General features: G+C 37.7%; 12 protein-coding genes and 1 pseudogene. 12 read left to right on the forward strand and 1 reads right to left on the reverse strand.

What is annotated here, in order from left to right; translation table 11 throughout:
* Nucleotides 1-150: 150 nt before the first annotated feature.
* From MBUR_RS02670 to MBUR_RS14615, 10 genes and pseudogenes are all read left to right on the forward strand, one after another.
* Entirely contained in the window at nucleotides 151-2,088 is a 1,938-nt protein-coding gene (locus MBUR_RS02670) for a glycoside hydrolase family 15 protein (protein WP_011498669.1), read from the forward strand.
* Between the two features lie 452 nt (nucleotides 2,089-2,540).
* Nucleotides 2,541-3,179: a MarC family protein gene (locus tag MBUR_RS02675; protein ID WP_011498670.1), complete on the forward strand. Its 639-nt coding sequence runs from the start codon at nucleotides 2,541-2,543 to the stop codon at nucleotides 3,177-3,179.
* 483 nt (nucleotides 3,180-3,662) lie between these two features.
* A complete protein-coding gene (gene nrdD / locus MBUR_RS12840) occupies nucleotides 3,663-4,019 on the forward strand; it encodes an anaerobic ribonucleoside-triphosphate reductase (protein ID WP_052286187.1) in 357 nt (118 codons plus the stop codon).
* A 586-nt stretch (nucleotides 4,020-4,605) separates the two neighbouring features.
* On the forward strand, nucleotides 4,606-5,841 hold the full coding sequence (locus MBUR_RS02685) for a serpin family protein (RefSeq protein WP_232221983.1): 1,236 nt from the start codon (nucleotides 4,606-4,608) through the stop codon (nucleotides 5,839-5,841).
* A 577-nt stretch (nucleotides 5,842-6,418) separates the two neighbouring features.
* Nucleotides 6,419-7,543, forward strand: a pseudogene (locus MBUR_RS02690) (ISH3 family transposase).
* Nucleotides 7,544-7,590: 47 nt separating this feature from the next.
* Nucleotides 7,591-7,854, forward strand: a complete 264-nt coding sequence (locus tag MBUR_RS02695) for a hypothetical protein (protein WP_048063180.1) — start codon at nucleotides 7,591-7,593, stop codon at nucleotides 7,852-7,854.
* 290 nt (nucleotides 7,855-8,144) lie between these two features.
* On the forward strand, nucleotides 8,145-9,353 hold the full coding sequence (locus MBUR_RS02700; protein ID WP_011498672.1) for a C39 family peptidase: 1,209 nt from the start codon (nucleotides 8,145-8,147) through the stop codon (nucleotides 9,351-9,353).
* 27 nt (nucleotides 9,354-9,380) lie between these two features.
* Nucleotides 9,381-9,941 (forward strand): hypothetical protein, encoded by a 561-nt coding sequence (locus tag MBUR_RS02705; protein ID WP_011498673.1) that lies wholly within the window; start codon nucleotides 9,381-9,383, stop codon nucleotides 9,939-9,941.
* Between the two features lie 668 nt (nucleotides 9,942-10,609).
* Nucleotides 10,610-10,981: a hypothetical protein gene (locus MBUR_RS02710; protein ID WP_048063181.1), complete on the forward strand. Its 372-nt coding sequence runs from the start codon at nucleotides 10,610-10,612 to the stop codon at nucleotides 10,979-10,981.
* Nucleotides 10,982-11,023: 42 nt separating this feature from the next.
* On the forward strand, nucleotides 11,024-11,134 hold the full coding sequence (locus tag MBUR_RS14615) for a JAB domain-containing protein (protein WP_332244240.1): 111 nt from the start codon (nucleotides 11,024-11,026) through the stop codon (nucleotides 11,132-11,134).
* A 76-nt stretch (nucleotides 11,135-11,210) separates the two neighbouring features.
* Here the strand turns inward: MBUR_RS14615 and MBUR_RS02715 are convergent, their stop codons facing one another.
* Entirely contained in the window at nucleotides 11,211-12,332 is a 1,122-nt protein-coding gene (locus tag MBUR_RS02715; RefSeq protein WP_011498675.1) for an ISNCY-like element ISMbu11 family transposase, read from the reverse strand.
* A gap of 163 nt (nucleotides 12,333-12,495) precedes the next feature.
* On the opposite strand from MBUR_RS02715, the gene mmp11 reads away from it, so the two are divergent.
* Together mmp11 and MBUR_RS02725 are read left to right on the forward strand one after the other, a co-directional pair.
* Nucleotides 12,496-13,404 (forward strand): methanogenesis marker protein 11, encoded by a 909-nt coding sequence (mmp11, locus tag MBUR_RS02720; protein ID WP_011498676.1) that lies wholly within the window; start codon nucleotides 12,496-12,498, stop codon nucleotides 13,402-13,404.
* The gene (locus tag MBUR_RS02725; protein WP_011498677.1) at nucleotides 13,401-14,936 is read left to right on the forward strand and encodes a thiamine pyrophosphate-dependent enzyme; all 1,536 of its coding nucleotides are present in this window, start codon (nucleotides 13,401-13,403) and stop codon (nucleotides 14,934-14,936) included. The genes mmp11 and MBUR_RS02725 overlap by 4 nt, the downstream gene beginning before the upstream one ends.
* Nucleotides 14,937-15,042: the final 106 nt, after the last annotated feature.

The following is a 15,042-nucleotide window of genomic DNA, read 5'->3' on the forward strand; positions in this document are numbered from 1 at the left end:
GATTGGGCAAATATTGATGAAAAATAAGCAAAATACCACATAAATTAACATTAATTTTTATAAACTGTCAAATTCGGGATAAAGCAGGAAACTACTTTAGCTCATGATACACATGTATACGTGAGAATATACATTAAAGGTGACGCTCAAATGCCTAAACCACTCGTTGTTGGAAACGGATCACTGCTGGTGAATCTTGATATGAATGCAAGCATCCGGGACATGTACTTCCCCCATATAGGAAATGAGAACCATGTGAACGGGCGACATTGTAGAATAGGGGTAGAAGTAGATGGGAAAAATCTTGGTATGGTCTCTCTGATCGGGGATGATTGGATCCACAAACTTGGTTACCAGAAAGATCGGTTGGTAACTGATAGCTACTATCGCAATGATCATCTTGAAGTTGAGTTGAGGTTCAACGAATGTGTACACCCTCATGAGAATGTATTCATTCGAAAGATAGCAATAACCAATACCAACACTATAGATGTGGACATGAAGCTACTTTTCAGCCATGATATTGCCCTTTACGAGAACCCGAATGGTGATACGGCTATCTTTGACCCTGCATTGCAATCCATAATACATTATCAGGACTCGCGCTACTTCCTTATTAGTGGTTCACCATACTTTGACCAGTATGAAGTAGGTCCAAAAGGGACTGATGAATCTGGTGCTATCAAGTCTGGAGGGCTTAACATGAATTCCATTCAGGTTGGGGCAGTGAAAAGTTTAATAAGTTTCTCCCAGCATCTGGCAGCGGGAGAAACAAAAATAATATATTACTGGATCGCAGCAGGGAAAACTTTCTTTGAAGTCAAGCGGCTCAACGAACTTGTCCTTACTACAACACCTGAAAGGATGATGAGTGAAGCAGGGCAGTACTATTATTCATGGGTGAACAAGGAAAAGTACGATTTGTTTGATTTTCCACCAAAAGTGGTAGACTTATTCAAACACAGTCTGCTTATTATAAAGTCGCAGATCGATTACGATGGCGCGATCATAGCTGCCAATGACAGTGATATCCTTGAAAGGTTCAACATGGATTCATACAGTTATATGTGGCCGCGTGATAGTGCATATATCGCCATGGCACTGGACATAACACGTTACTCCGGAACTGTACAGAAATTCTTTGAATACTGCCAGGGACTTATCCATGAAAACGGGTATTTCCTGCAAAAATACAATCCCACAGGTACCCTTGCAAGTGGTTGGATGCCTTGGCTAACACCTGAGGGAAAGATCCAACTTCCGATACAGGAAGATAGTACAGCACTTATTATCGTGGCTTTGTGGAATCATTATAAAATTACAAAATCTATCGAGAACATCGATCCGGTTTATCACTCACTGATAATACCGGCTGCCGAGTTCATGATCAAGTATAGGGATCCTTCTACTGGACTCCCAAAACCCAGTTATAATCTGTGGGAGGACAAAAGAGCGGTTCACAGCTATACATGTTCGACAGTGTATGCGGGACTCATATGCGCTGCCAACTTTGCAGCAATGTATGGAGACAATGACCTCGCAGAGAGCTATAACACGGCTGCCATGGAAATAAAAAAGGGGATCGAGAATCACCTGTATGATAAGGAACTGGGAAGGTTCCTGCGAAGCATCAGCCCGAGGGATGAAACCGTAGATGCCAGTCTCTACGCCGTATCTCAGTTCGGGGTGCTCCCCCCCGACGATGCCAGAGTGGTTAGCACTATGAAAAGTGTAGAAAGCATACTGTCAGTGAAGACTGAGGTAGGAGGCATCGCTCGCTTCTATAAGGATAAATATCAAGAAGTTGCACAATACGATCCGGAGATCATTCCAGGCAATCCCTGGTTCATATGTACCTTATGGGTAGCGCAGTGGCATATACAGATGGCAAAGAGCATCGACGACTTGCAAAAAACAAGGGAGATAATACTATGGACCACAGAGAGGGCTACAGAAACCGGGATGTTGGCAGAACAGCTGAATCCATTTGATGGGAGTCCTTTAAGCGTAAGTCCTCTTACTTGGGCACATGCCACTTTTGTACTAACTGTCATGGCCTTTGTCGAGAAAGCAAGATCACTGGAGTAAACATAGTTAAACATCGATTTCCGATATACTATGCAAGATGATATTATGATTAATAACAAAGAAATAAAAGAGATAAAGGATCATTTCAATAAGGGCATAGGAGCCAATTATAAGAGAATACCACTTTTTCGGTAATTCTCGTCCCCCATAAGTCCCCAAACTCGCTTTGCATTATAGACTCCCACACCCATTTACTATATTGGTTTATAGGTTAAAAGCAATTACGATAAAATGCTTAATTATTTTAAAAGTTAGTTATCTTCTTGTAACTATATTCGAAATTAAAATGAAATGATTGCTTGAAAACAGTAGTGGATAGTGAAGAGAAAATGCCCCCATTTCCTTTTTAAAATTTCAAAAATTTGAATGGAAGTACCATTTTGCACCTAAAATCATCTCAAGAAAATATTACATGCGTATATTTATTAAGCAATGTAAACATATGTTAATCAATGGATTCTGTGGGTTATTTTATTTATTCATTTATCACATTGCTCGTCATTGTGAGCCCTATTACCGCAGTAATTACATTTATAACGCTCACCAATAGTCTGACTCTGGATGAAAAGAATGTAATTGCAAAAAAATCGGTTGCTCTGGCTTTTGTCATTGCCGTAATTTTCATGTTTACGGGAAACATTATTTTGGATGTTCTTGGGATAAGTCTTGATTCACTGAAAGTTGCTGGTGGTCTGTTACTGATCATGATAGCTTTTGAAATGATGCAAGCTAAGACCTCAAGAGAAAGCATTACTGATAAAGAGATGGATGAATCTTCTAAACGTGAAGATATCTGGATATTCCCAATTGCCATGCCTATACTAACAGGGCCTGCCACAATAACAACAGTCATAGTTCTTACAGAGACTGCTGGATTAGTTCAGCAAAAAACGCTCATTATGCTCGCATTGGTACTAACTTATTCAATAACCCTGGTAACATTTCTATTTTCCAGAAGAATACACAAAAAAATGGGATACAATGGAATGCTGGTACTTACCAGACTGTTTGGCCTGTTCCTGGGTGCAATTTCAGTGAGTATGATCGCCAGTGGGATCTGGGGACTTTATTTGAGTCTGAATCCACTATAAGTATAACCACTAAAATCTTTTGGAGAGATCGATGTTGATTTCTATCCTGAATCTTTTTCTTTCACCAATATTAAGAATTATTTTTCAACTTTCATTCATATAGCCGAAAGTTACCCCACTGAATAACCAATTAGGACATATACAAAAATGTATGATCCATAAATTTACTCAAAGGGGTTGATAACATAAAAGATACATTCTCAGCTTAGAAGCTATGCTTTAGAAAATACGCACAATGTCTGGGAACTTATCGATAAGATGTTTGTTGAAGGACCAGATAGAAGAAAACAGTAAAAGAGTGCAGAAACACAGGGACCATACAACTCCTGAACAGTTGGTTGAGAATCTGATGAATATTTTTGGCATATGTTATCAACTCTGTTACCAATTTAGATATATTAGTATTCAATCATGGGGTCAAAAACCGTTATCAATCAATAAACCAACTTTCAAGAATATATCATAACACAGGAGAAATGAAACATGTCAAATTCACAAACAATGTCAACAGAAGAGCTTTTTGCACTCCCAAAGAATGAATTCATTAACAGGTGCAAAGAATGGTGCAATGAGTTCAATGATGGACAACCTATGAAAACAAATGAAGATAATCCATGCCCGGTTCACGCATGGGTAGCACTTAATGGAAAGAAATGCGCTCATGAGACCGTTGCCAACATTGCACAGTGTCCCATATGCGATCAACCTGCGTGCCCGGATTGTATGAATCACAATGTCCACCAACTCTCAAGAGTAACTGGATATATATCCAATGTTAGTGGATGGAATGCTGCAAAAAAGCAGGAACTTAAAGACCGTGTGCGATCTGATATGAAATGATGGGATTTACATGCTAATGGATTATTAGGAATCAAAGTAATCCAACTTTTCTTTTTATACTCAACTCGCTCACTTCCATACATGAGCTTCATCGATCTCCTATTCTCATTTTCTCATTTTCTCATTTTCTCCAAAACCTGATAAGAAAGCAACTGCAACATAGTCAGTAGGTGCACTCCCCGAAACAAGTCAATACGACAATCTACTACAACAACAGTCCACGCCACTCTACTCAGAAAATCAGCTATCCGACTATTGTTGATGGCAGGAAGACAACTCGCAGTGTTCCAAACTTTGGATTCAACTTCAACCAGTCACTGATAACAAGATTCATGCTGTAGTCATACAGTTCTGGTTCGATCAGGTTACTGTGGTTAAAGAACCTTATGCTGCACTGTTTTACAATGGGTTTAAAGAGGGAGTCTTTCCTCTGCCTTCCTTTTGTTAACAATTACTTGTTGAATAACTATTTCATTACTATGTATGTATGTATGTATTTTATAGTTTAATCTAAATTAAAAAAGATTATATAGCAGCTACTTTTAGTATAAACATGCACAAATTCAAAATTATTTTTGTACTCATATTGAGCACGTTTGTATTGTTTTCAGTGGGATGTGTTGAAAATTCAATTGTAACTGAAGAGAAAATCATAGATATTGAGTCAGTTGAAAAATATGATCTTGTAGCTGCAAACAATGCATTTGCATTTGATATGTATTCAATCTCTAAAAATGAAAATGAAGGGAATGTTCTTTTTTCACCATATAGCATATTCAGTGCAATATCAATTTGTTATGAAGGAGCAGAAGGATCAACAAAGAAACAAATTGCAGATGTATTTGGTTATCCTTTAGAGAAAATTGTTCTTGAAGCAAATTCAAAAAAACTGATGAATGAGCTATATCTTGAAGATGAGAACAATGCTTTAAAAACTGCAAATGCACTTTGGATTAAAAAAAATTATCTTTTGAATGAGCAATATGTATTCAACGTTGAAACATTCTATGGAGGATTAGTCAAACCACTCGATTTTATAAATAAACCGGAAGATTCCAGAAATACCATTAATTTGTGGGTAGAAGAGAAAACCAGTGGAAAAATAAATGAAATGGTTACAGAAGGTGGAATAAGTCCAGCTACACTTATGATGATTACCAATACCGTTTATTTCAATGGAACATGGTATAATCAATTTGAACCACGCAATACAAAACAAGAGCAATTCTATCTTTCAAATGGCCAGAGTAAAACAGTTGACTTCATGACTGCCAATGAAGTATTCAATTGCGCAGAAGATCATAGTGCAAAAATTGTGGAATTGCCATATCGGGACAATAATATTAGTATGTACATCGTACTTCCAAAAGAAAATAATATTTCTAATTTTGAAAGTAGTTTTACCATAGATAAGTATACTGAATTGAAGTATAATATGTCAAAACAGCAAGGAGAAATATGTCTTCCCAAATTTACGTATTCGACAAATTCTGAACTCGTAACTTCTTTGCAGGATTTAGGTATGACCGATGCTTTTAACATTATGACTGCAAATTTTTCTGGATTATATAATAGTGAAAAATACCAAAAAGAAAACTTAGCAATATCCGGGATTAATCACAAGGCAGTTATTGATGTAAATGAACAGGGAACCGAAGCAGCAGCAGCAACATTGGTATCTTTCTTTATGGGCTATTCTGCACCAAATTGGGAATTAAAAGCAGATCATCCATTCATGTTTTTTATTGAAGACAGAAACACAGAATGTATTCTTTTTATGGGAAAAGTTGAAAATCCAGATTATGAAGAAGTATCGGTTTGATACATTCTTCAATTTAATTTTCCAGTTTGTGTGAAATTTACAAAAGAGATTACACATATATCCCTTTTGAACAGAGGTAAAGGATTACTGTAACAATTGGCATGGGAACCATAATACTAAATCCACATATCGTGGATCCCCCACGTCGAATCCCCAAACTCGCTTAAAATAATACGGCTTCCACACCCATGTAGTACATTGGTTTAGAGTCTAAAAAGGGTATCGATCATACAAAAATTATTAAATATATTTTCTTAAAGTTATTATTCAAAATAGTACAAATGTTAGTAAGGAGATGGGTGAGAAATTATTAAAGGTGGTAATTAATCCAATCACAATCCGCTGACGGAAATCCTCTCCCTTCTCCCAGATTATAAATTGGCATGTCGATTAAAACCGGTTGCGGTAGAATATGCAATAATTTCCAGTATTCATTTATATATTTTTAATGAATTCGTAAAGAGAAAAAAGTATCAGGAGTATTTTACAAGACAATTTCAGTAGTTCTCTAATTTTGGCATAATTCACGAAATCAATACCATTCGGCACATTAATATACCTTTAAAATGCCCTTTCCATGTTATCACGACTAGAATTAACACCTGCTCACTGTATCAAAACGGTTCTACCACCACTTCTGGACAACATTCCCATTTCAATAAATGGATCACTTACTCCTAAAGACCTTTTCACTAATGTTCTCGGAATGTCCACCGATAAACTTTCAATCCATTCAATTGGTAAACAATATCATAAGACTCCATGTGAAACATCGATGAGATATCATTTGCATAAGATTGATTTCGATCAGCTCATTGAAAACAATGCAAAGATTCTCTTGCAATCATCCCACTAAACCCTTGATTCAAATAAAAAGTATGATCTTGCAATTGATTATACAAATGATCCATACTATGGAAAAGTGGATGCTATCAATGAGAACTATGTGATTCGAGGACAAGCTAAGAAATCAACAAACTCATTCTACTCTTACATTTCTCTTTGCATCATAAACAAATACACAAGATTTACAATTTCCATGTTGCCTGTAGAAAAAGGCAGAACGAAGACAGATTATCTTAAATATTTCATAGATCTAGTTGATAAAATCAATCTTAAGACCAATGTTCTTTGTTTGGACCGAGAATTTTACTCCAGAGACGTTTTTGCATTTTTACAGGAGAATGAGATTCCACATATTACTCCTGTTGTAAGGATGGGAAAAAGAATAAAGGATCTTCTTGATGGAAATAAAAAACGTTATGAGAAGTACGTTATGAAGAATAAGAAAGGAGATGTAGAACTTGATATTGCTATTGATGTTAAGTATCTGAAAGGAAAGAGAGGGAAAAATGGTTGTGAGAATTTAGGGTTTGTTGTTTATGGAATTGATTGGGAACCAGGAAAGATTAGCACGATCTACAGGAAACGATTTACTATTGAATCATCATATCGAATGCGGAATGTGGTGAAACCGAAAACATCTTCAAGAAATCCAATGCTACGATATTTCTATGCGTTGATATCATTTATGCTGAAAAATGCATGGTTATCGATTCAGAGAATGCATTTTATGAAGGTGAAAAGGGGACCGAAAACGATAGAAGAAGATGTTTTTAGATTTGATTTATTTGTTCACTTTATTGAGGTATGGGTGAGAAAAAAGTTGAAAGTAAAGTTAGTAGTGAAATGTTATAGGTAACCTTGCATGATTTATTTAGTGGAGGGAATATTAGTGAAGTACTGAAATTGACTAATGCAAAGAGATTGCAGGTCCTCAAACAGATCGGTGGCATTAAGACTGATGTTCAATCAGCTGCTGAACAGGCTGGCTTTGGATCACTTGAGTTGGAGAATTTCGATACTGCAGCTGCACCTGCGAATGTGGGCAGCATTGTCAGTTCAGGAAAAGATGATCTCAAACCTTCCGATGAAGACGGCGACAAGCTTGCGGATTATCTTCTCAAGGCCTACGCCGATGCTCAAGCAGCTGTGGGTGACATGCTAGAGTAATGCTGTGGGAATCATCGTGGTCAACTGGATTGTTTCAATCATTATCCCGGTTGCTTTTGTTGTGATATTCGGTGTTTAATGGAATGTTTTTGGTATTCAATGTAGTATTGGTATCTTCACGTCGACTATCAGATCATAAAAAATATGCAAAAATATTTTGACAACCAGTATAATTTTTGTTGAATTGTATAAAACTATATCACAATGCCAACATTATACAAAAATAGTTATTAATACTTAAAATGGGTTTAATGTGTGGGAGTATATTCTAATAATAAAGGAGACATGAAATGAACAGAACAAATATATTAAGTATTTTATTGGTTTTGTGCATTGGCATTATGTTAACGGCTAATGTTAGTGCAAACCAGTTTGAAAAAACAGACAATCTGGACCCATTTTTTGTAACAATTGATAGTGCAGAGTTAATCGCCTCTCATTACAAACAACAAATTCAAACATCGGTTTCTGATTTTTCTGACTGGGAAAATGCAAAAATTGAATGCTCATCAACTTTGTATGATCTTGAAGGAAATCCGACTGTATATGCATTCGAAGTTTCTGACAAGAAGCAATATATGGGCTATATGTTGATATCTGCATCTAAAAGAAACTATCCAATTTTAGCATTTACTAAAAATGAAATTCCATTTGAAAATTCTGAAATGAAGAAAAAATCAATAGATAGTGCTAATCAATATATGTCAAAAGATACAATTGAGTATGAAAGCCCAAAGCAATTATACTTAGGTGGAACTTACTATCTCGAAGAATATGACCTGAAAGATAGAAATGGTATGACTAAAAACAAAATTATAGTTGACCTAATTACAGGGGAAGCAATTTCTAGTGATGAATTAGATTTGTTCTCTAATGAAAACGATGAATCTTTGCAATATAGCGATAAAGAAGAAATAACTGTTATGTGGGAGGAATTAGATGCACAAATTAGTTCAAGTGCATTAAATTCATACTCTTATCTAACATATTCTGTAATGGACCATAAAATTGCTGGCGTTCCTTACTATGATTATTATCTAGGATGTACCCCTACTGCAGCTGCAAATGTATTGGGATATTGGGAAGGAGGATCATATTCATCTTTACCTGAAGGAGATACATTGATTTCTGAATTAGCAACTGAAATGTATACTGATTCAGATGGGGTTACATACACTCCATTAATTGATGATGGTATTGAAGATGTTTGTAGTAATCATGGATACAATAACTTTGATGCAACTAATGACTATTACTTATCGTGGAGCGAAGTAAAATCTGAAATTGATAGCAGTCGACCATTTATGATTAATATGAATAGTGGAGGATTGGCAAGTGGGAGAACTCAAGCGTATGGACAACACAGCGTTGCATGTACTGGTTATCTAGATTCCACTACTGATTATGTAATATTGCACGACGGTTGGTCTGGCACTGATGATCATTATCTGATATTTGGGAATTGGGGAGTAGCTGTTGCTACCTGGGTTAGACCCTAACCCACCTTTATTTTTTTAGGAGGTACAATGTTTGAGCATATCAAGAATAAAAAGCTATTGATTTTATTGTTTGTTGCTTTTTTGGTTTTTGGATCTATCTTTATATTTAGCTCTTTTTACCGAATAGGACCTGGACTTCCCCCTGCTGAAGGTATGCCTGAATGGTATCTAATTGACTCGAATACCTATGATTCGTTGTTCCCATTTATTTCAATTAACACAGCATCAGAAAGCCATTCGGATTCATTAGTCCTAATTGTTTGGTATTTCGAAAGAGAATTATTGTTTCAAGAAGCAAAAAAAACTCTACATGATTATTTGATAATAAATGGTAAAACAGAAAATATGCAACTTGACTTTACAAAAGAATTGGATACAACTGTCAATGCAACCAAATATGAAGGAAAGAAAACAGCTGGTTACTTCGTAGTTTACGAAAATCCATTTCTTGAGACAAGAGATGATTTTTTTATAGTATACCACGGAACAACTGAAACACATAATTTCTCAGACCACGAAAGAGATTTGATGAAATTAATTTCTCAGTCATATTATAGTAATTCAGGAAAGGTAACCTCACTGAATTAATACTATTCAAGAACTGGTCTATAATATCATAAATTAGAATTAGTTGATTTCGAATAATAATGGGTAAAACAATGAAGTAAATTTAAGATGACCTGCAATAGTTGAACATTTCCCCCATCCAGTTCATAAGAACAAATATTCTAACAGCTATAAGATTAATCGTGTACTAATGTTATTTCAACTTTCCTTTTTATAACCTACTGCTAAACCTTGCATGTGCCTCTACTCCAACCATCCATTCTCATTGAAGAAGTTGAATCGAAGATTGATCAGCTTATCAATCCGATCAATCTGACTCAAGCCGCAGATATATCCTTACGTCTAGCAGCTGCATTCCTGGTAGGTTCAAATTATATCACTTCAACCATCACAAGTGGTCACTATTATTTTGTACAGGGAGTTCACAGCACTGTTTTGCGATTGATTCCAATTCCTCCATTAGTTACATACTTTACTGATTATACCGACAATTACTACATGGGCTGATAAAAAATCAGTACATTGTCAGTAATTAAAAGGTGATCATCCCTCCTTTTTTTATTTTTTATTCCCTATGACATTTTTTTTAAATGGGTCTTTATTCTACGTGATTGAAAGAATTAGTATACAGCTTTCTCCAAAAATTATAAGTATCTTAAAAATTATCTTGTTATGTGGCTAGTAGAAATATGACAATAATTTTAGTTGGATTGCTTTTGGTAATGACAGGAATGATTGCATCCATCCACTATTCTGATTCACTAGTCTTTGCCATCGAAAATCATGGCAATGATAATCATACAATTGAAGTGAAAATATTTAATGATGACAGCGACATGATATTTGCTGAGACATATTTAAGCGGTCCAAGCACAGGAATCTATGTTCCCATAAGTGCTTCTGCGTTAGGATCTTACAAATATATTGTTACAATGGATAATAAAATCACAAAAGAGCAAAATGTGCATAGATCATTTCCACGCCATCTTACTGTTGAAATTTATGACGAGAATTCGACACGTTCTGATGAGACCCTTAGATTGAAATATTCTTTTGCATAACTATCTGGCAAAATTATTATTTCAGGCCCTAACGAAATACAAATGCTGTTTATCAGGACAATACATATCCAGTTCAATCTTCATGTTCTCGACCATGTGATCATCGGGGATGGCAGGTATATCAGTTTGAAAGAGGAAGGCTACATAAACTAATGACTGAATTATTTTTTTACACTGAGATTATCAAATTAGCTCATAAATCCTCCCATTCTAATTTGATGACATTACCTCATACATAATTTGCAAATGAGTTAGTTTCTTTAACTCCATTTTGCAAATTTGTAGCTACAAGCAATTGATATGCAACGAAATTCATAACTGAATACAGTTTCTTACTGCCATTTTTCATTCCTCTGATGTCGAACTTTACAGTCAACTTAATATGATTGTGTACTCGTTCACATTCACCCCTGTGCGAATAATCTTCATCGAATCCATCATCTTTGATATTCTTGTTTCGCAAGTGCATACCTACCTGTTTTTCTCTTCCATTTTCATAGAGGAAATGAAGTTTTTCTTCATATTTCATATGAATAGATCCACCAAGTTTCCACATTTTGTTAACCCAGTGATCAATTCTTTCCATCATTCCCTCGTATTGAACTTTAGAATCCGAAGAGTATGCAATCACTGGTTTTGCATTCAACTTATACCAGATATCTGCATGATTCCTGAATGAATCATAACCTCCATCCAATGCATAAGTGTCAATGTCAACTCCCATTTCTACCAATGCATCAATATGTTTCTTCAATTCAGGAGAATCGTGAGAAGCACCTTTTGTATGAGTCATGTAGATTGGAAGTGTTCCAATCATGGTGATGTGAGCTTTGTCCATCTTACAATTATAATGCGGATTGTAATCTGCATACTTGTCATATCTTGATGCTTCAAGTGGAGTTGAATCTGTTTTCGCATCTCTAATCTTTGTATTTTTGGAGATATTCTTTCCAATTTTGAACATTACTTCATCGAGTCCAGTTTTTCCAAGTCTGTATTTTACAAAATGATGCAGTGTTGCAGGGGATGGAAGATTCATAATGCCGTTATTGTCTTCAAAAGAAAGAAGCTGCGCTTCTTCTTTTGTTAAGGTCGATATTGTTTTCTCAAATGAGAGGTTTCTATAACATTTCACAACGATGAGCTTTATCATTGACGAAACCTTATACCGAAAGTGCCAGTCCTTATCGGCATAATAGCTACTTTCAACATAAGAAGCAATGTCATCGATATCTAAGAAATACAAAAATTGGCATATTGATGCATTATCTGTGTTCAGATAGTTAGCAATTGAATCTCTGGTACAGATTCCGTCCGAAACATCGTAATAATATTTCATGGGCTGGTACATTTTCTGCTATATAAATGCAATGCATAAGCTATGCCCAGAGTGGTGCCAGTAGTCTTGAAAAAAGAGTTACGTTTTTAAAGCGAAAAGCTAATTTGATAATCTCACACTTATGATGAGCTTTTAACAAAAGCTTTAAACCATTACCCATAATTCATCCAATCAGATGAAAGAAGTAGAACTTACCGATCCCTATACGATCCCCTACAGGGGTATCTATGCGGTCTGTGATGAAAATAACGAGTATGCAGAGATCATCGAGCATACGAATTGCTATAGTGGTGCTGCATGGTCACGCTTCCATTATGCCCGGTCACCCCTTGTACAAAAGGCACGTGCAGTTGGCAACATGAGCCGCTACCTTGTGAAAGTTGATGTTTGCGATCTTACACTTAAGCCATCAGTGGCTGCTGCCGGGATAGAATCTGTTGTGGTTGACGGGGATGAGGTATCCATCACCTATGCAGGTCTTGGAGGCGGGGGCGTGGGTGCCACTAAATGCAGGGCATTTGCCCAAGGAGTACTACGCTATGATGTGGGTGACTCAGGTGGCGGAAAGGCTGCCAAGGGCACCATAGTCGTTCCAAGGCGGCAGCGTGTGCTTATCGGGATAGATGATACAGATACGAAGGAAGAGGGAGCTACGTGGTCAATGACACACAACATTGCTACGGCACTTAATAGCAATGAATCCGTCTATCTTTCCCATTCCCTTGTTCAATTGTTCCCGGTCTCGGCTAAAACACAGAACTGCGTATCCACAGTGCTTGAATTTGGTTGTGTGAGCGAGGAAGCGAAGGAAGAGCTCCTTGAAGACCTGAAAAATGCACTTCTCAAATACAGCGTATCCGAGGAGACCGGCATGGTAGCACTTTCCTCGTTCGATGCATCCCATATGGAAGAATACAGCACCATGTGTCGCAGCGGTGAGCTGACCAAGGACATTGCAATGGAACATGCACAGAAGAATGGTGTTGAAATCTGGCTCGATGGCAATGGCGTGATAGGTGCATTGGCATCCCTTGCATGGTTTGCCCGTCCTGATGAATCGATCGATCTGGAAGCTAAGCTATGAACGATCCTGAGGGTCAGAATGGACCTGTGGAGGTCACGGGGCTTGAAGCCCTTTATGCTGCAGCCATGGACTGTGGCGTAAAGATGATAACTGCAGTTGCCGGGTTTCCCACGACAGCCGTGATCGAACATTTTGAAAAGAACTCTCCTGCTGAAGTGACCATTCTGTGGATGACCAATGAGAAAGCTGCCCTGGAGACCGCACTCGGTGCTTCCGTTTCAGGTAGAAGGGCACTTACCATCACAAAACACGTGGGCATGAATGTCCTTTCCGACCCTCTCATAACCTCTGTCACACATACGATCGGCGCGGGACTTGTAATAATAGCAGGCGATGATCCGGGGGTTAAAGCCTCCCAGAACGAGCAGGATTCACGATGGTACGGTGAGGTGGCAGAGGTCGCGGTGTTCGACCCGTCGAACCCTGATGCTGCATACAGGTCACTTATCAGAGCATTCGAACTCTCCGAAAGTACAAAGACCCCTGTTATAGTCAGGATAACAGACCGTCTGGAAAAAGCCACAGGTCCTGTCACAAGATCAGAGGATATTAAGAAAACAGAAGCTACATTTGACAGGTCTGTCTGGAAGCTGACAATGCGTGGCAAGCACCAGCATTTTCACATAAATGTACAGCCATTGCTTGTGGATGAAGCAGAGAATACTTCTCTGACACTACATGTTAAAGCAGGCAAGACAGGCATAATTTCTTCTGGATATCCCTCTTTGCTTGTAGATGAGCTATTGTCCGAAAGACAGCTTGAGGTTTCGCATCTTTCACTTAATGTTGTATCTCCGCTTCCTGTCAGGAAATTAAGAGATTTCATATCCGACCATAAAAAAGTTCTCGTTGTTGAGGAAAGTGAAGCCTTTATCGAATCCCACATAAATATTTGCGAGAACGTACTGGGAAAGATGAGCGGGCATCTCCCATATGGTCGCATTGAAAAAGAGCAGATCGGTTTTGCGATCGAGAACATCGATAAAGATAAGGTAACTAAATATACTTTTATTGAGACCATTGGGGAAAGGGGTTCACGTTCTTTGTGCGAGGACTGTCTTTTCCTGCCGGTCTACAGAATGCTTCATGATCTGGATATTTTCATAGCAGGTGATATGGGCTGCTCCATACGCAGTGCCTCTGCACCCCTTGAAGCCGTTGATGTCGGATTTGCACTTGGTGCTGCCATTTCCACAGCTGCAGGTTTCGATAAAAAGTCCGTTGCTGTCATAGGTGACTTCGGACTGTCACATTCCGGCATCGTAGGTCTGATAAATGCTGTCGAGACAAAACGTGACGTGCTCGTCATGGTGCTGGACAACAGGACAGCAGCAATGACAGGCGGACAATCCACACCTGACCTTACGGAAGCTGTAAAAGCGCTTTGTGATGATGCCACTGTCTTTGAGTTCAATGATCCGGAGCTTGCTGGTAGCAGGATAAAGGAACTTGAAGAGCTTGTGAAGGACAGGCTTACCGTTGATGGGGTTTCTGTTATTTATGTCAAGGCTGACTGTGTTCTGTATAGGTGAAGAATCGGAGATGGGGAATTTGGATGGCTTTTTTGACGGTTTGATTCATGCCCCTTGCATAATCTTTCGGGGATATATACAACGTGAAAAAAGTGTACGCTATCGG

Origin of the sequence: Methanococcoides burtonii DSM 6242 (assembly GCF_000013725.1) — an archaeon.
Taxonomy (GTDB): domain Archaea; phylum Halobacteriota; class Methanosarcinia; order Methanosarcinales; family Methanosarcinaceae; genus Methanococcoides; species Methanococcoides burtonii.